This window comes from Colwellia sp. SU-HH01172 (assembly GCF_057553355.1).
The window spans coordinates 1,469,257-1,494,202 of record NZ_BAAJMB010000001.1 but is presented as its reverse complement, the minus strand read 5'-3'; the positions used below and the strand labels follow the sequence as shown (position 1 = coordinate 1,494,202).

Genomic DNA, 24,946 nt, shown 5'->3' with positions numbered 1-24,946 from the left:
ATTGTTTGGTCACGAAATGTTCATGCGAAATCCGATGTTGTTCATTATTTTCTAGCAAGCTTTGATTAAGCTTGTTGGACATTATTTTACAGCAATAAATCGTGGAGATAAGAAATGAAAAAATTATTCAAATTATGTCTAGTATGGGGCATGGCTGTTCATTGGTTGCTAAGCGGTGCTGCGATGGCTTCGTCAACTAACAAGGAAGAGTTGGCTAACGTCTTAGTGGTTATTTCCAGTGATCAACATGGATATTGGCTACCAGAAGTGCTTGAGCCGTATCAAGTGTTAGAGAATGCTGGTTATGAAATTGATATTGCTAGTCCTGACGGCGGTGTAGGTAAAGCCAGCGGTACGTTTCGACTGACTAATGTGCAACAGCAATGGTTAAAACAATCATCATTATCAACAAAGTTAAGAAAACCTATAGCATTGAGTGACGTTAATGCTAAAAATTATGCGGCAATATATTTTGCTGGCGGTGCTGGCCCGATGTTTGATTTAGTTGATAATCAGGCGGCGCAAAATATTACCCGAGATATTTATGAAGCGGGCGGCATTGTCTCTGCTGATTGTCATGGCCCTGCCGCTTTAGTTAATGTTTTTCTATCTAATGGCAGCCGATTGATCAGCAATAAAAAGCTAACCGCTAAAGCCAATGTTGAAGAGGGGCGTTGGGCGAGAAAAAATTATCCCTTTTTATTGGAAGATAAATTCAAGGCGTTAAACGCAACATATATCGCCAAAGCTAAAAACCAGCCCAATGTTGTTGTTGACGGTCGGCTAATTACCGGACAAAATCCGGCTTCTGCCTTGCCAATGGCTCAGGTATTAGTTCAGCATCTTAATGCACAAAAAGTTGCTCATTAGTTACTCACGGTTTATGTTCAATGAGGTAGTTGATCAGAGCTTTTAGTGTTGAGTTCATTAACTTATTGGCTGGAAATACTAAGGAAACCGGTGAAGGTTTAAATTCAAAGTCACCCAATATTGGCACAAGTTCGCCACTATCTAAATATGATTGCATTAGGAATGTTGGCAGTTGTGCAATACCGTGCCCGTCAGCAGCAAGCCTTGCGGTGACATCGCCGTCATTGGCTTCTATAAAGGGAGTAACAGCAACAAGTTCTTCCTTTTGCTTTTCTAGATAGCGCCAACGGCCAGGTAGTCGATTAGAACTGTCGAGTATGCACTGATGATCTACCAATTCTTTTGGGTGCAAAGGTTTACCAAACTTTTCTAGGTACTCAGGGCTTGCAACAAAATGAACCTTAACCGTTGCATATTTTCGGGTGATTAAGTTTGAGTCGGGTAGCTCGCCAACTCTAATACTCAAATCAATGCCCTCTTCCACCATATTGACGAAGCGATTAATAAACATCCATGATACTTTCACCTCGGGATGTTGTTTTACAAACTCACTGGTACTTTGCAATACGCCAAGTTGTGTTGACCCTAGTGGCGCTGAAATACGAATATTGCCGGCAATTTTTTGTTGGCGTTCATGAGCAATGTTATCTAATTCATCAATACGTGACACTATGTCTTTAAAGCGCTCAATGTAAAACTCACCTTCGGCGGTTAAGTGCATTGATCTGGTAGTGCGGTATAACAGCTGGCAGTCGTAATGTGTCTCTATATCTGATACTTGCCGACTAATTGCAGAGGTAACAATGTTGAGCTCTCTTGCCACCTCACTGAAACTGCCTTTCTCAGCCACCAAAACAAAAGTATTCATGGCTTTGAGTAAATCTATTTTTCTTTTCATGAGAATAATCATTTCACATTGAGGTTATTTTTCTTATTTAACAAGTTAAATATACTTGTTTCAAGCTTAATTACTTAAAACATTTGGAGAGAGTTATGAAAATTTTACTTATCGGAGCAAGCGGTACAATTGGCCAAGCAGTAGCAAAAGCATTAACTAATGAACATGAAGTTGTTGCAGCTAACTATTCTGGCGGTGACGTTAACGTTGATATTGGTGATAAAGCCTCTATTGAAGCAATGTTTGAAAAAGTTGGCAAAGTTGATGTAATTGTTTCAACTGCTGGTTTAGCAAACTTTGCGGCATTGAATGAATTGACAGATGCCGACTACCAACTAGCTCTTAATAACAAACTAATGGGGCAAATTAACTTGATGCGTTTAGGGCAAAATTACCTTAACGACAATGGCTCAGTGACGGTAACTTCAGGGGTTTTAGCACAAGAACCTATGCAAGGCAGCAGTGTGATTAGTATGGCCAATGGTGCCTTAGAAAGTTTTGTCAAAGCCGCATCATTAGAATTAGCACACATACGCATTAATGCTGTTTCGCCTATTTTTGTCAAAGAAACGATGGCGATAATGGGCATGGATACTGAGGGTGGATTATCAGCCGAAGATACTGCCAAAGCCTATGTTGCAGCGATTACCGGTAGTATGAGCGGTGAAACCTTGGCAGCGACAAAATTTGTATAAAATTGGTTTTTAAACACAAACTCTTCACTGAGTTTGTGTTTTATTCTATTTCTACTTTCAAGAATTTTAGGCAATGCGTCGCTAATTTATAACCTCACCTTTCGTAATTTATAAAAAGTCTTTTCATATCAACATTATTTTTCTAAACCGTGCCCAAGCCTATGCTTAATGACAATAAAGATTTGCAATATAAAGGCGTTAACTGTCAGTAGCCATTTTATTAAGTTAGAAATTAGTCTGCACCTAACTGAGAGTTATTGAATATAAGGAATTATCAGGATGGTAAATTTTCAAGTTAACGGAGTCGATGTATCTTTTGATGAAGATCCGTCAATGCCGTTACTCTGGGTTATTAGAGAGAAAATTGGTCTCACAGGTACAAAGTTTGGCTGTGGTGCTGGGCTATGTGGTGCTTGTTCTGTGCACTTAAATGGCAATGTTGTTCGTTCATGTGTTCTGCCAGTTGCCGCTGTTGATAAGCAAAAAATAACAACTATTGAAGGTTTGTCGAATGACGCAAGTCACCCAGTGCAAATGGCGTGGCAAAAGGTGGATGTACCGCAATGTGGTTATTGCCAATCAGGTATGATCATGGCGGCAACTGCGTTACTTAATGAAAAGTCTGAAGCAACAGATGAAGATATTAAGGCAGCTATTACTAATCTATGTCGATGCGGCACCTATCAACGTGTTCGCGAAGCAATACACTTAGCGAAAAATATTGGGGGTGAAGCATGAGTGAATCACTGATTGATAAAAAGCTAAGTCGTCGAACATTTTTAGCTAATGGAATTAAGGTAATCGGCGGGCTGGCCATTGCAATTAATTTGCCTGTTATTGGGAAAGGAGGTGTCGCCTCTTTACAGAAGGCAACAAAACTTAGTCCTTGGATTCTAATTGCGTCTGATAACACGGTAACAATATTTTTGGGACAGTCTGAAATGGGGCAAGGCGTTTATACGGGCTTGCCACAGATTTTAGCGGATGAGTTAGATCTTGATTGGCAACAAATACGCGTAGAAACTGCTTATGGTGAGGAAGCCTATAAAACAGATCTAAATGGTTATGTTGCACAGTTTGTTGGTGGAAGTTTAAGCACTTCAACCTTTTATCTGCCGTTACGAAAATCTGGTGCGGCGGCGAAACAGGTATTGCTTCAGGCCGCGGCGAATATCTGGTCTGCCGATATTGAACAATGCTATAGCGAAGGCGGTTACGTCAAACTTACAGGAACCAATAAGTCTCTGAGTTATGGAAGGTTAGCTAAAGATGCAGCTAAGCTGCCATTGCCAGAAAACCCAACATTAAAACAAAGCACATCTTTCAATTTTATTGGCAAATCTATGCATAGATTAGACACTAAAATGAAAACCGATGGCAGTGCTATCTTTGGGGTTGATATTGATGTCGCGGAAATGTTGTATGCGACGGCGAAAGCAAGCCCAACACTTAATGGCAAAATTATTAAGTTTAATGAGGGCGAAATAAAAAGTATGACAGGCGTGAAAGCAGTTGTGCATGCACCGTTAAATTACGTTTTTGGAGTACCCGATAGCATTATTGTTGTTGCTGACGGATATTGGAACGCGAAAAAAGCTGTTGATGCATTAAAATTAACCATAGAAAAAGGTAGCAATAAAGGTGTTTCAACAGAGAGCTTAAGAAAAAAATACCATCAAGCATTAACTCAGCCCGGCGTGTCTGCACGACAAGAGGGTAATGTTGAAAATACCCTAGCTTTAGCAAAAACTATTCTAGAAGCAAAGTATGAAGTGCCTTACTTAGCGCACGCAACGATGGAGCCAATGAATGCTACAGCCAGCGTCAAAGATGGGGTAGCGACAATTTGGGCGCCTATTCAAAATCAATCGTATACTCACTGGGCATTATCTGAAACGTTGCAACTCCCTTATTCTGCAATTTCAATTAATACAACTTTTCTAGGTGGTGGCTTTGGCCGAAGAACTACCCCTGAATTTGTCGTGCAAGCTGCGTTAGCATCTAAAGCTGTTGGCAAGCCGGTTAAATTAATATGGTCGCGAGAAGAAGACATAAAACAAGATAATTATCGACAAGCCTACAGTGCTCAATTTAGTGCAGGCATAGATGACAATGGTAAACCTGTGGCACTAAAAGCCAAAATTGCTGCACAGTCATTATTTGGCCAAATTATGCCATCAGGAGTAGTTAATAATGTTGATGAGAGCTCTGTTGAAGGTATCGCAGATATGCCGTATACATTTGAAAATTTATCTGTCAATGTTGTTGATGTAAAAGCGAATATTCCTTTAGGTTGGATGCGCTCTGTTGGTCGAGGGCCAAATGGTTTTTTTCTAGAAAGCTTTATTGATGAGTTGGCTTTTACGGCAGAAAAAGATCCATATCTTTTTAGGCGAGAATTGTTGAGAAATGAGAAACGAGGTTTAGCGGTATTAGATGCAGTTGCTACGGCAGCAAATTGGGCTAAAGATGCGCCAAAAGGCAGGTTTAGAGGTATTGCTTATCATCCATATGTTGGCAGAACGGCAACTTGGACAACCCACGCCGCGGAAGTCGTTGAAATATCAGTAACCAAGTCAGGACAATTACATATCCATAAAATTTTCTGTGCGATGGATTGCGGTACTGTAGTTAATCCAGCACAAGTCGAAGCTATGGTGCAAAGTGCAATTGTTTTTGGCTTAACAGCGGCGTTAAAAGGTAATATCACTTTTGAGGATGGCCAGGTTAAGCAAAGCAATTTTCATGACTATCAATTATTAACTTTAGCTGAGATGCCGGAAATAGAAACCATACTTGTTCCAAGTGATGAACCTCCGGGTGGTACTGGCGAATCATCAATGCCTCCAGTCGCACCGGCGTTAACAAGTGCAATTTTTGCGGCAACTGGAAAACGAATCCGTTCTCTGCCTATTAATCAGCACTCATTAGTTTGATGACAATACATTGCTTAATGATTTTGCGCTGCCTTTATATAAGGCGGCGTGGCATTCAGCAATAATTGATAAAGCGATGCTTTCGGGCAACTCTGCGCCAATATTCAAACCTGCAGGGCCCGCTAATTTAAAAGCCAGCGCTTTTTTTGTCAGCTTTGCTTTATTCAGTATTTGCTCTTGTCGATGCAGGGGACCTAATAATGCACAATAGTTTAATTGTTGTTTTGCCAGTGTGAGTAATGCATCGGCATCAATTTCAATATTATGTGAGATAACAATGGCGGCATTGATGTCTTGCATCCAAGTTTCATTTGTTAGCTGACTTAACTTGTTTTTTCTTATTCGTGTTGCTAATGGAAAGTCTTCTCGTCGAGCATTTGCTGGTCTAGAGTCGACTAAGCTAGTTTCCCAGCCTAAGTGGTAGGCAAATGTGACTAAAGGTTTAACATCGATTCCGCCACCAATAATCAATAAATGAGGGGGTGGTGAAAGTGTTGAAACAAGCCATTGCTCATTATTAATATTTTTTATCTCGCTTTTATTTTTATCTCGCTTTTATTTTTTAAGAGCTTTGGCTTTTGTATCTCGACGAATTGATTTTCAATATCGCCCCACTTCTCTTGCGGTATCTTTTGGCGATATTCAACCAGATTTTGCATTTCTAATTGTTGATACACTTTGGTTAAATGAAGATAATTATTTGCCGCCGTGATGGGTTGCAAGAGAATATCGACTACTCCACCACAGCCTAACCCTAATGAAAAATTTATATCGTCTTCGTCGGAGGTGTCATACTTAACAGTAAGTGCGCGGTTTTCAAATAAAACTTGTCGTGCTTTTAGCTGTAAGTCAGCTTCTAGGCATCCACCACTTAATAAGCCAAACTTCTCTCCACAGGTATTAAAAAGCATATGGGCACCAGCTTTACGATATGACGAACCTTGGGTTTGGTAAATAGTGCCTAATACCCATTGATATTGATCTTTATTCGGATACCAATTATGTAATAAGTGTTTGATATGGCTACTCAAATTTTCTCTGCTTATTTTTTATTATCAAGTGCTTGCTAGTTTTTACTAATTAAATGGTCTTTGCCGATCACCTTATTATCAAAAAGCACTTGCCATCTTGTAAGGAATTCTAATAGCCTATGTATAGATGATAAATAACTAACAAACGAAAGGATTGTTCGTCATATGGGAAAGATAGACCTATTAAAAGCAATGCGAACGTTTAATGTTGTTGTTGATAAAGGTAGCTTTAGTGCAGCTTCTCGAGAGCTTAGCTTAGTGACGTCAGCAATTAGTAAGTAGGTATCAGATTTAGAGCAACATTTTTCCACGCAGCTGTTATATCGCACAACAAGAGCGATGCATTTAACTTCTGAAGGAGAGTTTTATGCCAAACGATTTCAAGAAATAATTTCACGGGTTGAAGAGCTCGAAAGTATATCAAGTAATCGTCAGCACACTATTTCTGGCAAGGTAACTATTTCAGCGCCTGTTGACTCTGAATCATTAGGAATTTTTAAAAGCACCAGTGATTTTATCAAAAATCACCCGTCCGTACGCATTTCGTGGCTGTTTGTTAATCGCTTTGTCAATATGGTTGAAGAAGGAATCGATTTAAGTGTTAGAGTAGGAGCCCTGCCTGACTCTAGTATGATTGCTCGGCATTACAGCACAACCCCGATATACTATGTCGCTTCACCTGAGTATCTCAAAAAAAATGGTTACCCTAAACACCCATTAGAATTAGCTAAGCATCAATGCATACTTGATACTTCTAATCGGTTACCTAGTCGCTGGCGCTACTGTGAGGACGGTGTGAAAAATCATATTCAACTAGATGCCTTTGTTGAAGCTAATGATGGTGTTGCTGCCGCAAAGCTTGCAGCCAATGGCCACGGTATTGCATTTTTACCCGCATTCTTAATGCAAGATTTTTTAGATAATAATAATTTAGTGCCGGTATTACGAAAATATGAGTTTGAACCGTCACCAGTGTCATTGGTTTTTCCCTCTTATCAATTATCTAATCCGACACTGAAAGCCTTAATTGAATATATTTTGCAAAATAAACCTTGATGAGGCGCATACTTGTCGACAAGAGGAAAGTTATCGCGCCATTAAGTAAGCAAATGTAAGCGCTATTTACTCGTTGATATCTAATAAAGTATAAGGGATTTTATTACTTGCACTTTGTTTAAAATTAGCAATAAGTTTGCGTTGGCGTTTTCTCTTACGTGCCCTTACAAACAACGGGAAATTGTTTTTATAAACTGGTTTTAGTTAATGCAATCTAAAGGCAGTTTATTATGAATTTTAAAAATTTTATGGCTTGTGTGCTATTGATGGCAACACTTGCTGCTTGTGGTGGTAGCTCGAATAAGTCTAATTCGGTACCAACACCAACACCAACACCAACACCTGTTCCAACTCCCGATTCAAATGAATTAGGTATATCAGCAGTGCCTGACGCACTTAAAAACACCTATACTACTGCGTTAAAGTTTGATCGCTATACTAAGGTAGATACACCTAATGGCGGTGCTATTCATATTGTTGCACAAGATGGCATTTTAACTAATCAAATAGTGCGCTCTCGGGCAATTTTGCAACACTTTCTAGCTGACTACCCTGGCTCATTGTATGGTGCAGATAAAAGCGCTGTCGCGAATAAAATGGCAGAAAACAATGCCACTTTGCTGTTATTAAACGGTGTTGACGATGGCACCAATGCAGCTGCTGAACTTGATGGACAACCACTTTATTATGGTGAAATGCAAGTTGAAGGGCATAGTTGGTATGTTAATCAGAACTATGAGCATCGAGATGCTTCATATGAAGAAATTCTTCATATGGTACATGATAATGGTATTGGCGTTGATCAAAACTCCTCTTTTGTTGGAGCGTTGCCGGAATATCAAGCAGAAATTCGTGCCGCACAAGTTACAGCTTTATCCGGTAAACTTTGGGCATGGCCAGCAGAACAAGCTAGCTGGATTGCTGAATTGACGGCTGAGAACAGCTTATCACAAGAATATTTAGCGTCGGTGATAGGTACTTACTACGGCCTTTGGGGGGCGTTTGATAGTCAGTACGGTATGTGGGGGATGTATATTGCTAAAGGTCGTTCTGATCTTGCAACAAAAGATCCCGAAGGTGCCGCGATAATGGATAACAAATTCTTTCACCCGTATCTGACTTACAATGCTCGCATTGATGAAAGCTTTAGCGGTGATTTTAGTTTGAGGTTTAATACCGCTTTAAAATATAGCCATCATGCTCAGTACCTAAAAGATATTACCTTAACAGGCAAGAATGATAGCAATGTTATTGTGAACCAATTCGATAATAATATTACAGGTAATGAAGGTAGCAACACGGTTACGTTTTCTGGGGCGTCCTCAGAATATACCGTCAGTAAAGCAAACGACGTCATCACAGTAACAGACATGCAAGATAACCGTGATGGAACTAATACCTTAACGGCTATCGAGAAAATAACATTCACTGATACAACAATAGTAACAAGTGATTTGTAGTGGTATTTTGTCAGTCTAGTTTTATTGTTGAGCTAGACTGACACGTTAACACTTAAGGGTAGTATGGTTTGATGAGCAAAGGCAGAATATTAATTGTTGAAGATGATGCTGAAATATCGCGTTTAACGGCAATGTATTTAGAAGCTGAAGGATATGAAAGTAGCATCATTCATGATGGTAGTGAGGCGTTAAAAGCTATCGAAAACTATCAACCAGATCTTGTTATTCTTGATTTGATGCTACCAGGATTAAGTGGGTTAGAGATTTGTAAACAAGCTCGGCTGTTTTACAACTCTCCTATTCTGGTTTTAACTGCAAGTGATGATGATGTAAGTGAAGTGAGTCTATTAAAGTTAGGTGCTGATGACTTTCTTAGTAAACCTTTAAAACCTCACATTTTAGTGGCAAGAATCGAAGCGTTAATTCGCCGCTCAAAGGCATCAAATATTGTAGTGTCTGGTCACAGGCACAGTAAATTATATCTTAACACGGCAATTCAACAGGCTTCTTTAGCAGGTGAAATTTTAAATTTAACTCATTCTGAATATGAAATGCTGAACTTGCTAGAGCAAAACATCGGTAATCCGGTATCGCGCGACGATTGTTGCAAAGCCTTACGTGGTATTGATTTTGAGTTTAACGATCGTTCTATTGATATGCGCATTTCAGCGTTAAGGAAGAAACTTCATGATGATAAACCACCATATAAACTGATATTAACCGTTAGAAATAAAGGATATATGTTGCTCAATGGCTAACTCGTTCAATCTATCACCATCATTTTTCACACGAATTTATTTAAGCATATTGAGCGCTATCATCCTAAGTTTTACGTTAACTCAATATGTTGTTGACGATATGATGACAAAAGATGCAATCGATGATTTTGTTAGAGACACTAAGCATATTTATAACAAAATCAACCACCAAATAGCTGAAAAAAAGTTGTTATTACCTCAAAGCGACATAGCAAGTCAGTTATTACACGAAGACTTTTCTGTGCGGTGGTTATCAGCAGCAAGCGATGAGCACTTATGTCAGCAATGCCAATCTTTAGCTAACGTTGACGGTGTAGAGGTTTTTGAAGGTGCAAATGGGCTGCTTGCCGTTTACCGTATAGAAAATATCGCTATGAGGTTAATCATTGCAGACAAAGTACGGCCTGATAATTTTGATGACGACATTGATCAAATAGAGCAGCTAGTTGGAGTTAGTGTCGAAGAAGCGGTTTTTATTTTATTTGTTTTAGTTTTACTTTTAATTATTTCACTTACTGTCTATTGGCCGATACGACAGCTACAAAAACAAATTAATAGTTTGGTTAATGTGACACAAGACTTTGGTGCAGGTCATTTAGAAACTCGAGCAAATGAGCAGCTAACTAAGCCCCTCAATAAATTGGCACAAAGCTTTAATGCAATGGCGAGTGCCATTTCAGATACAGTACAAGAAAATCAGATATTTGCCCAAGCGGTGCCTCATGAAGTACGTACTCCCTTAAGTCGAATTCAATTAGCAACAGGCTTGTTAAGGAAAGGAAGTACTAGTGAACTACATCTCGAATTACTTGATAATATAGATACTTATATTGACGATATTGATGAATTAATTAATCAAGTTGTCGCATTTTCAAAGCTTAACGCCGCATCTTATGATGAAAGTGATTTTTATGAAAGTATAGAGCTTTGCGCTTTTGTTGCATCTCGAATAGAAGCGTTTGCCCCCAAAAGTGAGCTTAACATTGTACTTGATATTGAACCCAGTATAGAAATCACCACCAACCCTGTTTATTTACGCTTGTTGCTTGATAACTTGATAAAAAATGCCATTAGCCACAGTAAAAACCTAGTTAAAATATCGGTGCAAAAAAAACAAAATAACATTGTACTTAGTGTTGAAGACGATGGCCCTGGTATTCCTGAAGCATTTCACGAGACGATATTTTTCCCATTTGCACGTTTAGATAAAAGTCGCAGTCGAAAAACGGGTGGTTTAGGGCTAGGTTTAGCAATCGCTAAATCTGCTACTAAGCGGATGTGTGGTGCTATTGCAGTAAAAAATAATTCTAACGGCGGAGCTTTATTTATTGTTGAGTTTTTATGTTGATATTTCTTTATAAAATTCAATAGGGTCAATGTAAATTTATGTAAAAAGTGTGGTATATTTCTTCACGGAAAAAATAATAAATTATTAGGGAAAATTATGATTAAAAATCTTTTTGTTAGCGCGATGTTTTTGTTGTTACTGAGTGGTTGTCAATCAACATTAATGGAGCCTGTTGCCGAACAAGCACAAACTAATGCTCAAGCCGGTAATGCACAAGTTATCTTTATGCGTTCAGCATTTGTCGGCCAAGCAATTCAAGCGTCAGTTTATGATGTTACTTCTGGCACTCCAAAGTTTATTGGTATTGTTTCGAATGACACTAAAGTAAGTCATATGGTATCGCCAGGTGAGCATATGTTTATGGTTGTTGGAGAAAGTGCTGATTTCTTAAAGGCTAACGTTGCTGAAGGGAAAACTTATTACTCGGTTGTAACACCGCGTATGGGATTTTGGAAAGCTCGTTTTTCTATGCACCCGGTAAGAAATGATGATACGGCTAAATTTAAATATGACTCGAAAGACTTCAAAGAAATGTTAGCTGATAGTAAGTTTGTTAAAAGTGGCCCAAAAGCTGAGCAATGGGCATTAAAAAATGCCAATAGTATTAGTTCTAAAATGAATGAATATCTTCCTGAATGGAAACAAAAAGCTTCAGAAAAGCAACAAGCTGCAACTATTGAAGTTATGGATCATATGTAAAACGGTGATGCCGGCATAAAAAGGAACAAAAAATGAAAAAAGTCTATATTTTAGCTCTCAGTTTGGTACTTGTGGTACTTACTGGCTGTAAATCTACAATTCCGGTACCACAATATGTTGATCAACCTGTTGCTCAATATGGCGATACAAAAAGTACGATTAAAGATGTTGAGCGCTCAATTGTTAGAGCGGCAGCATCTTTAGGTTGGAAAACTAAAGTAAAGTCTGAAGGTGAAATTCTTGCGACATTAGATATTCGTAAGCATCAACTCGTCGTGTTAATTAAACATGATGATAAGAATTTAACTGTAGAGTATCAAAGTTCATTAAACTTAAAATATGATGGTGAAAAGATCCACCGCCAATATGCGAATTGGGTAACGAACCTGTTAAGAGCTATTGACGTTCAAAACGTGACAAAGTAATTAATTTTTAGCTCTTAAATTTAAAGCCATAAATATTTATTTATGGCTTTTTTATGTTCAGGAGGAACTGTATATCGTGATCACATGGATGTGAAAGAATGACTATGTTTACCATTTGTTCAGGACGTTATCATCAAAGCGTTTATGTAAATCTCCGTGATGATTGAAATAGATAGGCACCTGCTCGTTTCTGTAGGCATCAATATAAAAATATGTTGGCCATGCGTGTGGCGCATAAGAAAGCTTGTTATTTATTCGAATGTCTGTGACATCAAATGTATAGGCATATTTTAAGTTTTGATTACTGCCAGGTACAGTATCTTTGGTATCAATATAACTATCGCTGAAATCTGCACAACTACCAAAATTATTTACGCCGTATTGCCAAAATATACCTGAATAAATTGAGACAGGATCAAGGTATGTTGTTTGAATATTTATCGATGGCTTTAGCTGTTTTAATTTTTCACATAAACCATAAATTACAAACGACCCACAGCTATGCCCAATAAGATGCACCGCTTTAAGGTTTGGTAATAAGACTATTTTTTCAGCAATATTTTCACCAATATTTTTACCAGTAACTGAACATACTAGGGCATTATCTGAATAGGGTTGCCAAGATAAACTTAGCTGACTTTTTTGGAACTCTGCAAGCTGCCCATTATTGGTTTCTTTAATCGTATTTTGTAGTTTATTACTCCAACTTTTAGGGGTATCTTTTACACCATGTACTGACAGCGACAGGTATTCTGTATGTGAGTCAATGGTGATAGAGATTATGTTGCTGTAGTCCCTCGGCCAATGAGCGTATAGCTGAAAGCCAACAGAAAATATAATAAATGGGATGCCAGGGATGATTACAGCCAGCCACCAAAACACTCTGAGCCAAATGTTCGTGCGATAAATTTTTAACAGTTTATTCATGGCGTAATTGTAATAGGTTGTCAGTGTGAATTAAATTTAGGTTCTGGAGTTCAATAGGATCAGTTTGTACAATCGATAGCGCAAACTGTTGATATTGCCCAATAGCATGATGATAGTGAAGTAATTGTTGTTTGGTATCTTGCTTAAGTACTTCTAAAACGGTTTTATTGGTAATTTTTGCAACAGCTTCTTTGAGTATCCAATATTGATAAAACTGACATTTTTCATTTTCAAGTAAAGCACTCACTTCAACTGGATGAAAGTAAGCCTCAATGAGCTGCTGAGTGTCTCGGTGCGGATTTTTAAATTCAATATCAACACCTACCTTTACTGTGCTCTTGGTGATAGCAAAGAAAATAATGCCTTTTGAATGGGCAAGAGATATATTGAGCGCTAAAGGCTTTGCGTTATAGATGGCTTTTAGTTGAGTTGCCTGTTCATCAAAGTCTAGGTGTAAATCTTGGTAAGGAATATTTAGGTATTTAGCAATATGTAATTTTATTAGTAACCTACTCGCAATATACTCTTTTTTAGCAATAATTTTTTTTCTTAGAGCAATAATTTTTTTTTCATTACAGTGAAGGAGTTCTGTAGTTAAAAGAGCAATGTCCTGCTCATTAATGTTGTTTGCGTCATATAAAGCATAGCTAGGTAGGGTTACATTTTTTATGCAACTGGTGCTTGTAATGGCATTGAAAAATTCATTAAACAAGTAGCGTATCCCCGTAAAGTAAGTAATGCCAAGTTATAGGTAAAAATATCGATATATTTTTATTAAAACAACTGTTTTAATTGCTTTGTTGGCCCCTATTGTATAACATTTCTTGCTACTTTTTACTGCTTAGTTATTTACGTTTCGGGAATTTACAATGAATATCAAAATACGCCACTTAAGTGTTTGGTATGCTCATTGTGAAGAACTTCCCATTGAGCAAGCGGTGAATTCAGATGAAAGAGAGGTAAATTGGCCTAAATTGGCTTTTGTGCCTGCTATGCAACGTCGCCGTTTGAGCCCTTTTGCCAAAATGGCGCTAAAAGTTGCTAATGACTCTATCACTGGTATTGAAAAAGACTTACCTATTATTTTTTCTAGTCGTCATGGTGATCTGCCAAAAACATCAACGTTATTAGCTGATTTAGCCGATAAGAATGCTATATCGCCAACCGCGTTTGGTTTATCTGTTCACAATGCCATTCCAAGTTTATTTAGCATTTTAACCAACAACAAACAGGCCATAAATGCGATTTCTGCCGGCCAAGATAGTTTTATGATGTCGTTAATAGATGCCTATGCACGGCTTAAGTCAGGCTTAGCTGATGAAATTCTTTTTATTCACGCGGATCAAAAACTGCCTGATACTTACCTTGGCTTTCAAGATGAGCAACAATTATCGCATGCGATCTCGATGGTGCTGTCTTTACCTGAAACTGAAAAAGCAACTGAGTGCGAGCAAAGCATTCATTTTTCCTTTAAGCAGTCTGCGAATACTGTGATAGATAGGATGCCGCTGTCTTTATTATTTTCGCAATGGTATGAAAGTAAGTACCAGCAAACACTGTTAGTGAGCAATAACTATCACTGGTCGTTAGAAAAAAATGTTTAAAAAGATTAATTATTTTTGGCGAGTGATTGCCACGGGGATCTGCTTTTCTCTGTTTGGTATTGGTGGCTTATTGCTTTCTCTGATTATTTTTCCGATTCAGCGATTGTTGATCAGCGATAAAAAATTACAAAAAAGAGTGGCTAGAAAAACTGTACATTACACCTTTAAGTTTTTTATTGGTTTTATGGGCTTTGTAGGCATATTTAAGTTTGATTTGCAGCAAGCTAAAAAATTAAAGTCACTTAATGGCCATTTAATTATGGCGAATCACCCTTCTTTAATTGACGTTGTTGTTTTAATCTCAATGATTCCTAATGCCGATTGTATTGTTAAAACTCACCTGTTTAAAAATGTGTTTTTAAAAGGGGTAGTTAATAATACCGGTTACATTAGTAATGCCGATCCCGAAGGACTTTTGGAAGATTGTGAGTCGTCACTAAAGGAAGGTAATAACTTAATTATCTTTCCACAAGGCACCAGAACTAAGTTAGACGATAAACTACAGTTTCAACGCGGTGCTGCAAATATTGCCATAAGGTGCCAGGCAAATGTTACGTCTGTTTTATTAAAGGTTGTGCCTTCAACATTAACAAAAAACGTCCCTTGGTATAGAATACCGGATACAAAAGCACATTTCTCTGCAATGGTCGTGGACCACTCGCCTATTTTGCCAGAAAATAATGTAATACAAACCTCCAAAGATGTTCGGCAATATAATCGAGACTTGGAAAATTTTTTTAGAGAGGAACTCAGTAAATATGGGTGATTTAAAAGTAGAATTAAAGCAATTAATTATTGAAACTTTAGACTTAGAAGATATTGAAATTGCCGATATTCAAGATGATGAAGCATTATTTATTGATGGCTTGGGGTTAGACAGCATAGATGCATTAGAGCTAGGTTTAGCGATTAAGAAAAATTATGATGTTAAAATTGATGCTAATTCGGAAGAGACTAAGCAGCATTTTTCATCAATAAATGCCCTTTGTGCATTCGTTAGTAAAGTAAAAGCGTAAATAGGTTGTAAAGGAAAGTAATATGCAATCAAAAGAAGAAATATTTTCAACGTTATTAGAAATTATTCGTGATGATTTTGAAGTTGATGAAGCGGATATCGAACTAGAAGCGAATCTATATGAAGATTTAGATCTTGATAGTATTGATGCGGTAGATTTAGTAGTTAAGCTAAGAGCGATCACCGGCAAGAAAATTGACCCAGAAGCATTTAAAAAGGTTCGTACGGTTGAAGATGTGGTTTTTGAGGTTGAAAAACTGGTTATCAGCTAGTGAAATTTTTTATAACTGCTGTAACTACGGGGATACTATTGATGTATCCCTTTGCTGTTTATATTGGCCTAAATAATTTAGCACCAGGCTACTTAGCCGTCATTCTAATTGCTTTAGTTTTAATACGAATTGTACTGGTTAGATCGCGCTTAAAAGCCTTACCTTGGGTATTACCTGCATCACTTTTGGGCATTTTAGCTATTGGTAGCAGTGTTATTACTGATAGCTCTCTCGGTTTTAAGCTTTATCCGTTAGCGATTAATTTTTCTATGTTAATTGTTTTCGCTTATTCATACTTTAAGCCACCTACGGTTATTGAAACCTTTGCGCGCTTAAGTGAAAAAGACATGCCGGCAGCAGCTATTCAATATACCGCAAAGGTTACCTTAGTTTGGTGTTTGTTCTTTATTGCAAATGGCTTAACCTCCTTGTATACCGCGCTCTTTACAACATTAGATACATGGATGATTTACAATGGTTTTCTATCATATATATTGATGGCGCTTTTAATGCTGGTTGAATACTTAGTGCGTTTGAAAGTTAAAAAACAACATGGTTTACCGGCTGATAATGCCGTGGAAAAGTTAAAGAGTTCAACAACTAATGAGTGATTTTTGTTTCTACCGCAATGGCCAGTTCATCACTTTTTCGACATTTTGTCAGCGAGTCTCATCAGCCAGAGCTGCAATTAGAAAAACTTCAGGTAAAAATGTTTTGCTTTTTGATGCCGATAGCTACCAGTTTTCAATATGGTTATTTGCGCTCATTCTTGAAAAAAAACATGTGTTATTGCCACCCAATGCTCAAGCTGGAACTTTAGCGCAACTTGCACATGAGTGCGATGCAACTGCAGGTGCGACCGAGCTAGCTGGTAAAAAACAAATCCACGTATCAGATGTTGTTGGTGATAGCGTTGAATATACCCGCGAGCAGTTTTTCAATTTATTTACTGGTGAAATAACATTTTATACCTCCGGTTCTACCGGCCAAGCAAAAGCTATTAATAAAAGTTGCTTGCAGCTGATGTTAGAAGTGGACACTCTAAAAAATGAATTTTCAAGCGTGTTCGAACCAGCAAGCTTTATCGTCAGCACCGTTTCGCACCAACATATTTATGGTTTGTTATTTAAGATTTTATTACCATTATCTTTAGGTAAAAATATCATTAATCAAACCTTTGAGTATCCCGAGCATATTAATCATTTATTGGGTGAACTAACCTCTTCAAATAACTTGAAGAAAAAAAGTGCGTTAATATTGATATCCAGCCCTGCACACTTGCAACGATTAGCACTAGATAATGTGTTAATGAATAGTGCTGAAAATTTTAGTGCTATTTTTAGTTCTGGTGGGTTATTACCGCTAGCAAGCAGTCAAGCTTTACAACAGCAAATGAATATTTCGCCAACGGAAGTGTATGGCAGTACAGAAACAGGTGGCATTGCGTGGCGCCGAGGGCAAAAGTCGGAAGAAGAGCCTTGGCAAGCCTTGCCAAATATTACAATTCAGCTTTGCGATGAGCACCAACGCTTAGAAATTTTTTCTCCCTTTGTCGATGAGCAACCCTACACCACAGATGATTGTGTTGAGTTACTTGATAATCAACACTTTCTTTTGAAAGGACGAGTTGATAGAACGGTTAAAATAGAAGAAAAAAGAGTCAACTTATCTCACATTGAACGGCAGTTAACTCAGCAGCCATTAGTGGCAGAAGCGCGAATTATTGTTATTAACAATAAATCTTCTAGTGTAAGAAAAATATTGGCGGCGATAATTATCTTGACTGATAAAGGACAAGCGTTGTTAAGTCACGAGGGTAAATTAGCGCTAAATAATGCGTTAAAATTGCATCTGCTAAGTGAAGTAGAGCGTATTTGCTTACCAAAAAAATGGCGATATTTATCTCAATATCCGTATAATTCGCAAGGAAAATTAGTGTTAAGTGATTTGGAGAAGCTGTTTGACTAATGTTATGCATGCGAATAATGATTTAGTAAATATTTGGCCTGAGCTGTTAACTGAAAATGTTACTGATGCTCAGGTTGAATTGCAGTTACATATTCCCTCCGATTTAGATTATTTCAATGGTCACTTTCCTAATGCGCCAATTTTAGCTGGTGTAGTTCAACTTCATTGGGCGGTAGAATATAGTAAGCAAAAATTTTCCTTAACTGAACTTGAAGTGAAAAATATTGAAGTTTTAAAGTTTCAAGTGGTGATTATTCCAGGACAAAAACTGAACTTATCGCTAACGCAAAAATCACCGAATAAAATCGTTTTCTCTTATACGTCAGATAAAGGCCAGCACGCTTCCGGTCGTATTGTCTTTGAGGAAAATTCGTGAGTTATTGTATTGTTATCCCAAATTACAATCACACTATTTTTTTGGGTGAGTTAATTAGCAAATTAGTGCCGTTTAATTTACCTATTATTATGGTTAATGATGCCAGCAATGCACAAGCTACAGAGTTATTCCGTGAGCTTGCGATAAAACATCAGCTATTAACTGTGATCGAACATCCAATAAATCAAGGTAAAGGTGGCGCGGTTCAAACGGGTTTACATGCGGCATTTAAACAAGGCTATAGCCATGCACTGCAAGTTGATGCTGATGGTCAGCATAATTTGAACGATGTTGAGAAGCTTCTTGCTGAGTCAAAGTGTTTCCCTAAAGCACTGATCAGTGGCAAGCCTGTGTACGATGAGTCTATTCCTAAATCTCGCTACTATGCGCGTAATATTACCCATTTCTGGGTTTGGATCGAAACCTTGTCTTTTAAAATAAAAGATACCATGTGTGGATATCGCGTATACCCTTTAGCTGCAACGATAGGTTTACTTCAGCAACAAAAGCTAGGTAAGCGGATGGATTTTGACATTGAAGTGATGGTAAGGCTTTTTTGGAAAAATATGGAATTCAGGTTTATAGACACTGCTGTCGATTACCCTGAACATGGCGTTTCACATTTTAGAGCGCTAGAAGATAACATATTGATTTCATGGATGCATACTCGCTTATTTTTCGGCATGTTGCCGCGCATACCGCAATTAATTTTTAGAAAGTTTAGATAACATGGCTGATGCTAAACATTGGTCAAAGATGCAAGAGCGTGGAACCTACTTAGGTATACAAGTGCTGCTTTTTGTTTATCGATTATTTGGTCGAAAAATACTGTCGTTTTTTCTTTATCCTGTAGTTGTTTATTTGTATTTCACTGGTGGCGCCAGTAAGCAGGCATCAAAAGAATATTGGCAACGAATTTTCACTATTAGAAAATCTGAAAAAGCATTTACACATAGAGTTGGTATTGCACATTTTTATAGCTTTGCACAAAGTGCCTTTGATAAAATTGATGCTTGGATGGGGCGAATAACGTCTGCTGATATTGTTTATAGTCAAGAGCACCCAATTGCAAAGCTACAAGAACAGCGACAAGGTGCTGTTTTTATTGGTTCTCATTTAGGTAATTTGGAAGTTTGTCGTGCGCTTGGCCATGGCAGATATCAAACCCGTATTAATGTATTAGTTTTTACTCATCACGCGGTTGAATTTAATAAAGTGATGAAAAAAATTAATGCTGACTCTAATGTCGACTTGATTCAAGCAACACATGTTGGCGCTGACTTAGCTATTTTGCTCAAAGAACGTATCGATAATGGTGAAATATTGGTGATTGCCGGTGATCGCACTAGCGTAACTTCGCAAGGCCGCGTTATATACAGTCCATTTTTAGGAAAACCAGCGCCCTTCTCTCAGGGGGCTTTTATTTTGGCGTCAATCTTAGATTGTCCGGTATATTTTTTATTTTGCCTTAAAGAAAAAGCGCATTACCGGGTAATATTCGAACACGTTGCCGATACTTTAAAATTTTCTCGTAAAAACCGGCAAGAATCGCTTAATGCCGTTGTTGCTCAATATGCACAACGACTAGAGTATTATTGTTTAGCATACCCTTTGCAATGGTTTAATTTTTTCGACTTCTGGCAGAATGATCAAGATGTTATTCGCAATGAAAAAGAAGCTAACTCAACAAATGAAAAACTGGAGTAGTCACAGTGCCAATAAGTAACAGCACTATTAAATTTGGTGAAGCACGCCTTAAAATAGAAGACATAGTTGATATTGCCAAAGACGATATTGATGTTGAGTTAAGTCAATCAGTCGATTTTAGTCATAAAATTGATTCAGGGGTGAAGTTTCTTGATACTTTATTAAAAGAAGACGGTGTCATTTATGGTGTAACAACAGGCTACGGTGATTCTGTTACGGTTAATGTCCCCTTGAGTTTAGTGCCTGAATTACCACTACATTTAACGCGATTTCATGGTTGTGGTTTGGGTGAAATGTTTAGCTCTTTTGAAGGAAGAGCTATTTTAGCCACGCGCTTAGCATCTCTTTCACAAGGCTATTCTGGTGTCAGCTGGCCTTTATTAGAACTGCTAAAAGCATTTTTACAGCATGATATTGTACCGGTTATTCCTCAAGAGGGCTCTGTTGGCGCTAGTGGAGACTTAACTCCATTATCTTATGTTGCGGGTGCTTTGGTTGGTGAGCGTGATGTTTACTATCGCGGCGAAATAAAAAATAGCCTTGAAGTAATGCAAAGTTTAGGTTTAACGCCGATAGTGCTTAGACCTAAAGAAGGTTTAGCTATTATGAATGGCACAGCGGTAATGACGGCTATCGCCTGTTTAGCGTATGACCGATCACAATATTTAGCTAAACTGGCAACGCGAATTACCGCATTATCTAGTTTAGCGTTGAAAGGAAATAGTCATCATTTTGATGATATTTTATTTTCAGTTAAGCCTCACCCCGGGCAACAACAAATTGCTTCGTGGATCCGTAATGATTTAAACCATGTAGATCACCCTCGCAATGCAGATCGCTTACAAGACAGATATTCAATTCGTTGTGCCCCACATGTTATTGGGGTACTACAAGACTCATTGCCTTGGTTTCGCCAAATGATCGAAAATGAATTAAATTCTGCCAATGATAACCCCATTATTGATGGCCCTGGTGAGCATGTTTTACATGGTGGCCACTTTTACGGTGGTCATATTGCCATGGTGATGGACTCATTAAAAACTGCAGTCGCGAACTTGGCTGATTTAGCGGATCGACAAATTGCATCACTTGTTGATACCCGTTACAACAATGGCTTACCGTCGAATTTATCAATGAGTGACGGTGCGCGACGTTATATTAATCACGGCTTTAAAGCGGTACAAATTGGTGCATCAGCTTACACGGCAGAAGCATTAAAGCAGACCATGCCTGCGAGTGTGTTTTCGCGCTCTACGGAATGTCATAATCAAGACAAAGTCAGTATGGGCACTATTGCTGCACGTGACGCAATGCGAGTCTTGCAGCTAACAGAGCAAGTGCTGGCGAGTACTTTACTCGCTGCTGTGCAAGGTGTTCGTATTCGCATTGCCAATAATGAGCTTGATCATGACACCTTACCAGCACCTGTGATGGAAATGTACGATGATATTTGTCAATTTTTTGAGCCCTTACTAGACGACCGACCTTTAGATAAATTGTTACGGTATACCGTTGATGCGATTCAAACACAACGCTGGAGTTTATATGACTAAGCAGGTGTTTTTATCAGCAGAGGTTATTATTGATGTGCCATTTCATGATTGCGACCCCATGCAAGTGGTATGGCATGGCAATTATGCCCGTTATTTTGAAGTGGCACGTTGTGAATTGTTACGTAAAATATCTTATGATTATTTAGATATGCAAGCGTCCGGTTATATGTGGCCAATTGTTGATATGCGCACTAAATATATTGGCTCTGCTGTTTTTACACAAAAAATCATCGTTACAGCAGAGCTTGTTGAATATGAATCACGATTGAAAATTAATTATGTTATTTGTTGTGCGAAAACAGGTAATAAATTAACTAAAGGCAATACGGTGCAAGTGGCTGTTGATATTGAGACATTAGAAATGCAGTATGTTTCGCCAGAAATTTTACTCAATAAAATTAAAAAACTTAATGCAGATAATCATGAAACTAGCTAGCCATCAATTTTCTGCCTTGCGAGCATTGCTATTTTTAGCTGCTTTGTTTAGCCAAAATGCTTTTGCCGAAAAGCATGATGTTGCGCCGGTTGAAATGATGGCGCTTAGTCATGTTGCTATTGCTTCAGGTAGCTTTGAACAACGTAAATATTTTACGGTATTAAAACAGCCAATTAAGTCTCAAGGTGAACTGTATTTTGATGTTGATAAGGGCTTGTTATGGCAAACCAATAAGCCGGTATATTCGGCATTAATATTAAAGAACAACAGTGTTTTTACTGAAGATGGAGTCAACCCTGCGAAAGAGCTCAAAGGTGCTAGCAGCTTGAGTTTGATGCTATTAAGCATAATGTCGGGTGACCGCGCTAAAATTACTGAAAATTTTGTTATCACTCAAAGTAAAGCTGTTGAGTGTAGAATATTAACGCCTAAATTAGCGCAACTGGCTAAAGTTATGCAAAGTATCGAATTATGTGTTGAAAATCTTCAAGTTGATAATGAACTTGGTTTAAAGCACATTAATCGTATTGTGTTACGGGAGCATAGCGGAAACAGAACGGAAATCGATGTTAAACTAGCAGCAATATCAGTATTGCCAGAGTCAGTTCGTGCGCGTCTGTAATAAGCTTCATATACTGTACTGGTTGCAGTTACTCGCCGTTTTATTGCTAGGTTTTTATCTGCTATTTTTTGGTCAGTGGCATGTTGAAACTAATTTACTGTCCATTCTGCCGAACTCTTCCCAACACGAAAGCTTCAAGTCTGCAGAAACGGCATTATTTCAACAAAAAACACAGCAGTTGGTTGTTTTAGTTACAGGCGATGATGCTCTTCCTGCGTATAAGGCACTCGCAACAAGCATAGGTAAAACAGCTCAAATTGAGTTTTTACCAACGCCAGAGCCTGCAATGTCTGATATAGCTGCATTTTATTTACCTTATCGTCATAACGTTCTCTCACAAAATTATGTAGAAAATATTGCTGATAGCCAGGCGTTGAGCCAACTCGCCAGTAACCAAGTTATTCAACTTGCTAACCCTTTTGTTAGTGAAACGATAGCAACTGCCCCACGGTTAAATTTAGCGGACTATTTGCAGGGTTCACTGTTAAACCTTAGTGATATTGAATTTTACCAAGGTGTTGCTGCTATCAACGTGCAACAACAGCGATATTTGATTATGCACTTGCAACTATCACTTGATGGCTTTGATCTAAACGCCAGCCAACTAATGGCGGTAAGGCTGAAGCAGCTATTTTCCGATATTCGTGATGATTTTGATGTTGAATTAAATTACTCAGGTATATTGTTTCATACCGCAGAATCAACCGCTCAAGCTAAAGCCGAAATATCAAGTTTTGGTGTATTTTCTGTCATCGCCGTTATCTTGCTTATTGTGGTTGTTTTTCGGTCTTTGCTGCCATTAACCGCCGCATTAGTTGTGCTATCAATTGCATGTCTTTATGGTTTTGTTGGAATTTTGCTGTTTTTTGACAATTTGCATTTACTAACGCTAGTTTTTGCCGTTACTTTGGTGGGAGTTGTTGTCGATTACTGTTTTCATGCTTTTGTTTATGCAGGCACACAAAATGATCATTTAGCTCAAAAAGATAATAGGACTATTGCGAAGCCTTTAATACTCGGCTTTATAACCACTGCAATGGGTTATATTGTGTTAATTTTTTCCCCGTTATCATTATTGAGCCAAGTTGCGGTATTTATGATTTTTGGCCTTTTGGGTGCCCTGATTACAGTATTAACTTTGCTCCCTTACCTTGCTCGATTAGTTAACATTAAACCAGCACCACGAGCGATGCTTTTTAGTCAGCGCGGTGTAACATTTTTTAATAAAGTACAACACTATAAATCAGTCGTTATAACACTATTATTACTTTTATTATCAGTTGCTTATTTTTTCTCGCCAATACAGTTTAATGATGATGTTCGGTTATTAAATTCAAGTCCAAAGTGGTTACTTGAGCAAGAAGCTAAGGCTGCACAAATTCTAGCTTATAACGACTCACAGCGCGTTATTATTAAAGCAGAATCACCTCAACAGCTTTTAGAAATACAAGAACAATTTATTGCAAGGTTTCGCGCAACTCAGCCAGCGTTGAAGGTAAAAGGTATTTACGAACTTTTACCTTCAATCAAGCAACAACAGCAATATTATGACCTGTTGGCTGATGCCGATAAGTTAGGCCACTTTCAAAGCGTATTGGCAATAACGGGTTTGTCTGATCCTATTGGAACGTTTACACCATTAACTTACGATGAATTTGCTCAAAGTCCTTTAGCATTTATCGGAGAGTTTTATATGGCAAGTTATAAGCCTGCAAGTAGTTTGATAGCAGGTAGTGAAAAGTATGCTTTATGGCTTGAGTTGTCGAAAGAGCCTTTATCTGACGAAAATTTATTATGGCTAGAACAAAATATTCATACAGCGTTATACGATCCAGCTAGTGAAGTGAGTTATGCCCTTTCAGAGTATCGACAAGGGATTTTGATATTACTAATGAGCGCGTTTGTCGTGGTCATGATTATTTTAATTGTTAAATATGGTTTAACCGCAGGCACTTTATCTGCTATTGCAACTATAGGTAGTGCATTGTTAGCATTAACGATAAGTCAGCTTATTTCTAACCATTTGAATATATTTAACTTACTGGCAGTTTTACTCATTATTGCCCTTGCAATAGATTACGTTATTTTTTATCAAGAACAAGGCTTACAAGCTAAGACATTTCTTGCGATAAGTTTATCTGCCTTATCATCTGCCGCTGTTTTTGGCATTCTTGTATTTAGTGCCACACCAGCAGTGAGTAGCTTTGGTTTAACTGTCATGATTGGCATCATCAGTATTTTTATTTTAGCGCCTATGTCTGTCGTCAGACGTAAATAAATTTTAGGGAAA

Annotated in this window: 29 protein-coding genes; 24 read left to right on the top strand and 5 right to left on the bottom strand. The window is 38.0% G+C overall.

Features of this window, described 5'->3' with window-relative positions; translation table 11 throughout:
• Positions 1 to 114 precede the first annotated feature (114 nt).
• A complete protein-coding gene (locus tag AC27JP_RS06680) occupies positions 115 to 870 on the top strand; it encodes a type 1 glutamine amidotransferase domain-containing protein (protein ID WP_487113240.1) in 756 nt (251 codons plus the stop codon).
• 4 nt (positions 871 to 874) lie between these two features.
• On the opposite strand, the gene AC27JP_RS06675 is transcribed toward AC27JP_RS06680, so the two are convergent.
• The gene (locus AC27JP_RS06675) at positions 875 to 1,768 is read right to left on the bottom strand and encodes a LysR family transcriptional regulator (protein ID WP_487113238.1); all 894 of its coding nucleotides are present in this window, start codon (positions 1,766 to 1,768) and stop codon (positions 875 to 877) included.
• Between the two features lie 95 nt (positions 1,769 to 1,863).
• Between AC27JP_RS06675 and AC27JP_RS06670 the strand changes: the two genes are divergently transcribed.
• The 3 genes from AC27JP_RS06670 (at position 1,864) to AC27JP_RS06660 (ending at position 5,399) form a co-directional block, all read left to right on the top strand.
• Positions 1,864 to 2,463: a short chain dehydrogenase gene (locus AC27JP_RS06670; protein WP_487113236.1), complete on the top strand. Its 600-nt coding sequence runs from the start codon at positions 1,864 to 1,866 to the stop codon at positions 2,461 to 2,463.
• Positions 2,464 to 2,742: 279 nt separating this feature from the next.
• Entirely contained in the window at positions 2,743 to 3,201 is a 459-nt protein-coding gene (locus AC27JP_RS06665) for a (2Fe-2S)-binding protein (protein WP_487113234.1), read from the top strand.
• Positions 3,198 to 5,399: a xanthine dehydrogenase family protein molybdopterin-binding subunit gene (locus tag AC27JP_RS06660; RefSeq protein ID WP_487113232.1), complete on the top strand. Its 2,202-nt coding sequence runs from the start codon at positions 3,198 to 3,200 to the stop codon at positions 5,397 to 5,399. The genes AC27JP_RS06665 and AC27JP_RS06660 overlap by 4 nt, the downstream gene beginning before the upstream one ends.
• On the opposite strand, the gene AC27JP_RS06655 is transcribed toward AC27JP_RS06660, so the two are convergent.
• Positions 5,391 to 5,870, bottom strand: coding sequence for an XdhC family protein (locus AC27JP_RS06655; protein ID WP_487113230.1), 480 nt, complete (start codon positions 5,868 to 5,870; stop codon positions 5,391 to 5,393). The two genes, AC27JP_RS06660 and AC27JP_RS06655, sit on opposite strands and share 9 nt — an antisense overlap.
• Positions 5,871 to 5,926: 56 nt before the next feature.
• A complete protein-coding gene (locus AC27JP_RS06650) occupies positions 5,927 to 6,430 on the bottom strand; it encodes an XdhC family protein (RefSeq protein WP_487113228.1) in 504 nt (167 codons plus the stop codon).
• Positions 6,431 to 6,595: 165 nt separating this feature from the next.
• Here AC27JP_RS06650 and AC27JP_RS06645 point away from each other — a divergent pair, with 165 nt between their 5' ends.
• The 7 genes from AC27JP_RS06645 (at position 6,596) to AC27JP_RS06615 (ending at position 12,176) form a co-directional block, all read left to right on the top strand.
• Complete coding sequence (locus tag AC27JP_RS06645) at positions 6,596 to 6,712, top strand: LysR family transcriptional regulator (RefSeq protein WP_487113227.1); 117 nt, start codon at positions 6,596 to 6,598, stop codon at positions 6,710 to 6,712.
• Between the two features lie 57 nt (positions 6,713 to 6,769).
• A complete protein-coding gene (locus tag AC27JP_RS06640; RefSeq protein ID WP_487113225.1) occupies positions 6,770 to 7,486 on the top strand; it encodes a substrate binding domain-containing protein in 717 nt (238 codons plus the stop codon).
• Positions 7,487 to 7,716: 230 nt separating this feature from the next.
• Positions 7,717 to 8,946 (top strand): hypothetical protein, encoded by a 1,230-nt coding sequence (locus tag AC27JP_RS06635; protein WP_487113224.1) that lies wholly within the window; start codon positions 7,717 to 7,719, stop codon positions 8,944 to 8,946.
• Between the two features lie 71 nt (positions 8,947 to 9,017).
• The gene (locus AC27JP_RS06630) at positions 9,018 to 9,704 is read left to right on the top strand and encodes a response regulator transcription factor (RefSeq protein WP_487113222.1); all 687 of its coding nucleotides are present in this window, start codon (positions 9,018 to 9,020) and stop codon (positions 9,702 to 9,704) included.
• On the top strand, positions 9,697 to 11,052 hold the full coding sequence (locus AC27JP_RS06625; protein ID WP_487113220.1) for a sensor histidine kinase: 1,356 nt from the start codon (positions 9,697 to 9,699) through the stop codon (positions 11,050 to 11,052). Before AC27JP_RS06630 ends, AC27JP_RS06625 begins: the two co-directional genes overlap by 8 nt.
• Before the next feature lie 96 nt (positions 11,053 to 11,148).
• The gene (locus AC27JP_RS06620; protein ID WP_487113218.1) at positions 11,149 to 11,751 is read left to right on the top strand and encodes a hypothetical protein; all 603 of its coding nucleotides are present in this window, start codon (positions 11,149 to 11,151) and stop codon (positions 11,749 to 11,751) included.
• A 32-nt stretch (positions 11,752 to 11,783) separates the two neighbouring features.
• The gene (locus tag AC27JP_RS06615) at positions 11,784 to 12,176 is read left to right on the top strand and encodes a hypothetical protein (protein WP_487113216.1); all 393 of its coding nucleotides are present in this window, start codon (positions 11,784 to 11,786) and stop codon (positions 12,174 to 12,176) included.
• Between the two features lie 108 nt (positions 12,177 to 12,284).
• On the opposite strand, the gene AC27JP_RS06610 is transcribed toward AC27JP_RS06615, so the two are convergent.
• Both AC27JP_RS06610 and AC27JP_RS06605 read right to left on the bottom strand, forming a co-directional pair.
• Entirely contained in the window at positions 12,285 to 13,103 is an 819-nt protein-coding gene (locus AC27JP_RS06610) for a hypothetical protein (protein ID WP_487113214.1), read from the bottom strand.
• The gene (locus AC27JP_RS06605) at positions 13,096 to 13,815 is read right to left on the bottom strand and encodes a 4'-phosphopantetheinyl transferase family protein (protein WP_487113212.1); all 720 of its coding nucleotides are present in this window, start codon (positions 13,813 to 13,815) and stop codon (positions 13,096 to 13,098) included. Before AC27JP_RS06605 ends, AC27JP_RS06610 begins: the two co-directional genes overlap by 8 nt.
• Positions 13,816 to 13,972: 157 nt before the next feature.
• On the opposite strand from AC27JP_RS06605, the gene AC27JP_RS06600 reads away from it, so the two are divergent.
• The 13 genes from AC27JP_RS06600 to AC27JP_RS06540 are packed head-to-tail and all read left to right on the top strand — an operon-like array spanning position 13,973 to position 24,934.
• Positions 13,973 to 14,707 (top strand): beta-ketoacyl synthase chain length factor, encoded by a 735-nt coding sequence (locus AC27JP_RS06600; protein WP_487113210.1) that lies wholly within the window; start codon positions 13,973 to 13,975, stop codon positions 14,705 to 14,707.
• Positions 14,700 to 15,473: a lysophospholipid acyltransferase family protein gene (locus tag AC27JP_RS06595; protein WP_487113208.1), complete on the top strand. Its 774-nt coding sequence runs from the start codon at positions 14,700 to 14,702 to the stop codon at positions 15,471 to 15,473. The genes AC27JP_RS06600 and AC27JP_RS06595 overlap by 8 nt, the downstream gene beginning before the upstream one ends.
• Complete coding sequence (locus AC27JP_RS06590) at positions 15,466 to 15,723, top strand: phosphopantetheine-binding protein (protein ID WP_487113206.1); 258 nt, start codon at positions 15,466 to 15,468, stop codon at positions 15,721 to 15,723. Before AC27JP_RS06595 ends, AC27JP_RS06590 begins: the two co-directional genes overlap by 8 nt.
• Before the next feature lie 22 nt (positions 15,724 to 15,745).
• On the top strand, positions 15,746 to 15,994 hold the full coding sequence (locus AC27JP_RS06585; RefSeq protein ID WP_487113204.1) for an acyl carrier protein: 249 nt from the start codon (positions 15,746 to 15,748) through the stop codon (positions 15,992 to 15,994).
• Positions 15,994 to 16,605, top strand: a complete 612-nt coding sequence (locus AC27JP_RS06580) for a COG4648 family protein (RefSeq protein ID WP_487113203.1) — start codon at positions 15,994 to 15,996, stop codon at positions 16,603 to 16,605. The genes AC27JP_RS06585 and AC27JP_RS06580 overlap by 1 nt, the downstream gene beginning before the upstream one ends.
• Positions 16,598 to 17,962 (top strand): AMP-binding protein, encoded by a 1,365-nt coding sequence (locus tag AC27JP_RS06575; protein WP_487113201.1) that lies wholly within the window; start codon positions 16,598 to 16,600, stop codon positions 17,960 to 17,962. The genes AC27JP_RS06580 and AC27JP_RS06575 overlap by 8 nt, the downstream gene beginning before the upstream one ends.
• Positions 17,955 to 18,338: an ApeI family dehydratase gene (locus AC27JP_RS06570; protein WP_487113199.1), complete on the top strand. Its 384-nt coding sequence runs from the start codon at positions 17,955 to 17,957 to the stop codon at positions 18,336 to 18,338. The genes AC27JP_RS06575 and AC27JP_RS06570 overlap by 8 nt, the downstream gene beginning before the upstream one ends.
• Positions 18,335 to 19,066, top strand: a complete 732-nt coding sequence (locus tag AC27JP_RS06565; RefSeq protein ID WP_487113198.1) for a glycosyltransferase family 2 protein — start codon at positions 18,335 to 18,337, stop codon at positions 19,064 to 19,066. Before AC27JP_RS06570 ends, AC27JP_RS06565 begins: the two co-directional genes overlap by 4 nt.
• A gap of 1 nt (position 19,067) precedes the next feature.
• On the top strand, positions 19,068 to 20,045 hold the full coding sequence (locus AC27JP_RS06560) for a lysophospholipid acyltransferase family protein (protein ID WP_487113196.1): 978 nt from the start codon (positions 19,068 to 19,070) through the stop codon (positions 20,043 to 20,045).
• A gap of 5 nt (positions 20,046 to 20,050) precedes the next feature.
• Complete coding sequence (locus AC27JP_RS06555) at positions 20,051 to 21,598, top strand: HAL/PAL/TAL family ammonia-lyase (protein WP_487113195.1); 1,548 nt, start codon at positions 20,051 to 20,053, stop codon at positions 21,596 to 21,598.
• Complete coding sequence (locus AC27JP_RS06550; protein WP_487113194.1) at positions 21,591 to 22,034, top strand: acyl-CoA thioesterase; 444 nt, start codon at positions 21,591 to 21,593, stop codon at positions 22,032 to 22,034. The genes AC27JP_RS06555 and AC27JP_RS06550 overlap by 8 nt, the downstream gene beginning before the upstream one ends.
• On the top strand, positions 22,021 to 22,656 hold the full coding sequence (locus AC27JP_RS06545; RefSeq protein WP_487113192.1) for an outer membrane lipoprotein carrier protein LolA: 636 nt from the start codon (positions 22,021 to 22,023) through the stop codon (positions 22,654 to 22,656). Before AC27JP_RS06550 ends, AC27JP_RS06545 begins: the two co-directional genes overlap by 14 nt.
• Positions 22,643 to 24,934, top strand: coding sequence for an MMPL family transporter (locus tag AC27JP_RS06540; protein ID WP_487113191.1), 2,292 nt, complete (start codon positions 22,643 to 22,645; stop codon positions 24,932 to 24,934). The genes AC27JP_RS06545 and AC27JP_RS06540 overlap by 14 nt, the downstream gene beginning before the upstream one ends.
• The last annotated feature ends 12 nt before the right edge of the window (positions 24,935 to 24,946 follow it).

Coding starts and splice junctions, on each gene's coding strand:
- AC27JP_RS06670 (WP_487113236.1), top strand. CDS start 1,864: ATGAAAATTTTACTTATCGGAGCAAGCGGTACAATTGGCCAAGCAGTA.
- AC27JP_RS06550 (WP_487113194.1), top strand. CDS start 21,591: ATGACTAAGCAGGTGTTTTTATCAGCAGAGGTTATTATTGATGTGCCA.
- AC27JP_RS06595 (WP_487113208.1), top strand. CDS start 14,700: ATGTTTAAAAAGATTAATTATTTTTGGCGAGTGATTGCCACGGGGATC.
- AC27JP_RS06545 (WP_487113192.1), top strand. CDS start 22,021: ATGAAACTAGCTAGCCATCAATTTTCTGCCTTGCGAGCATTGCTATTT.
- AC27JP_RS06680 (WP_487113240.1), top strand. CDS start 115: ATGAAAAAATTATTCAAATTATGTCTAGTATGGGGCATGGCTGTTCAT.
- AC27JP_RS06645 (WP_487113227.1), top strand. CDS start 6,596: ATGGGAAAGATAGACCTATTAAAAGCAATGCGAACGTTTAATGTTGTT.
- AC27JP_RS06610 (WP_487113214.1), bottom strand. CDS start 13,103: ATGAATAAACTGTTAAAAATTTATCGCACGAACATTTGGCTCAGAGTG.
- AC27JP_RS06560 (WP_487113196.1), top strand. CDS start 19,068: ATGGCTGATGCTAAACATTGGTCAAAGATGCAAGAGCGTGGAACCTAC.
- AC27JP_RS06665 (WP_487113234.1), top strand. CDS start 2,743: ATGGTAAATTTTCAAGTTAACGGAGTCGATGTATCTTTTGATGAAGAT.
- AC27JP_RS06635 (WP_487113224.1), top strand. CDS start 7,717: ATGAATTTTAAAAATTTTATGGCTTGTGTGCTATTGATGGCAACACTT.
- AC27JP_RS06600 (WP_487113210.1), top strand. CDS start 13,973: ATGAATATCAAAATACGCCACTTAAGTGTTTGGTATGCTCATTGTGAA.
- AC27JP_RS06590 (WP_487113206.1), top strand. CDS start 15,466: ATGGGTGATTTAAAAGTAGAATTAAAGCAATTAATTATTGAAACTTTA.
- AC27JP_RS06630 (WP_487113222.1), top strand. CDS start 9,018: ATGAGCAAAGGCAGAATATTAATTGTTGAAGATGATGCTGAAATATCG.
- AC27JP_RS06625 (WP_487113220.1), top strand. CDS start 9,697: ATGGCTAACTCGTTCAATCTATCACCATCATTTTTCACACGAATTTAT.
- AC27JP_RS06660 (WP_487113232.1), top strand. CDS start 3,198: ATGAGTGAATCACTGATTGATAAAAAGCTAAGTCGTCGAACATTTTTA.
- AC27JP_RS06640 (WP_487113225.1), top strand. CDS start 6,770: ATGCATTTAACTTCTGAAGGAGAGTTTTATGCCAAACGATTTCAAGAA.
- AC27JP_RS06620 (WP_487113218.1), top strand. CDS start 11,149: ATGATTAAAAATCTTTTTGTTAGCGCGATGTTTTTGTTGTTACTGAGT.
- AC27JP_RS06675 (WP_487113238.1), bottom strand. CDS start 1,768: ATGAAAAGAAAAATAGATTTACTCAAAGCCATGAATACTTTTGTTTTG.
- AC27JP_RS06585 (WP_487113204.1), top strand. CDS start 15,746: ATGCAATCAAAAGAAGAAATATTTTCAACGTTATTAGAAATTATTCGT.
- AC27JP_RS06615 (WP_487113216.1), top strand. CDS start 11,784: ATGAAAAAAGTCTATATTTTAGCTCTCAGTTTGGTACTTGTGGTACTT.
- AC27JP_RS06575 (WP_487113201.1), top strand. CDS start 16,598: ATGAGTGATTTTTGTTTCTACCGCAATGGCCAGTTCATCACTTTTTCG.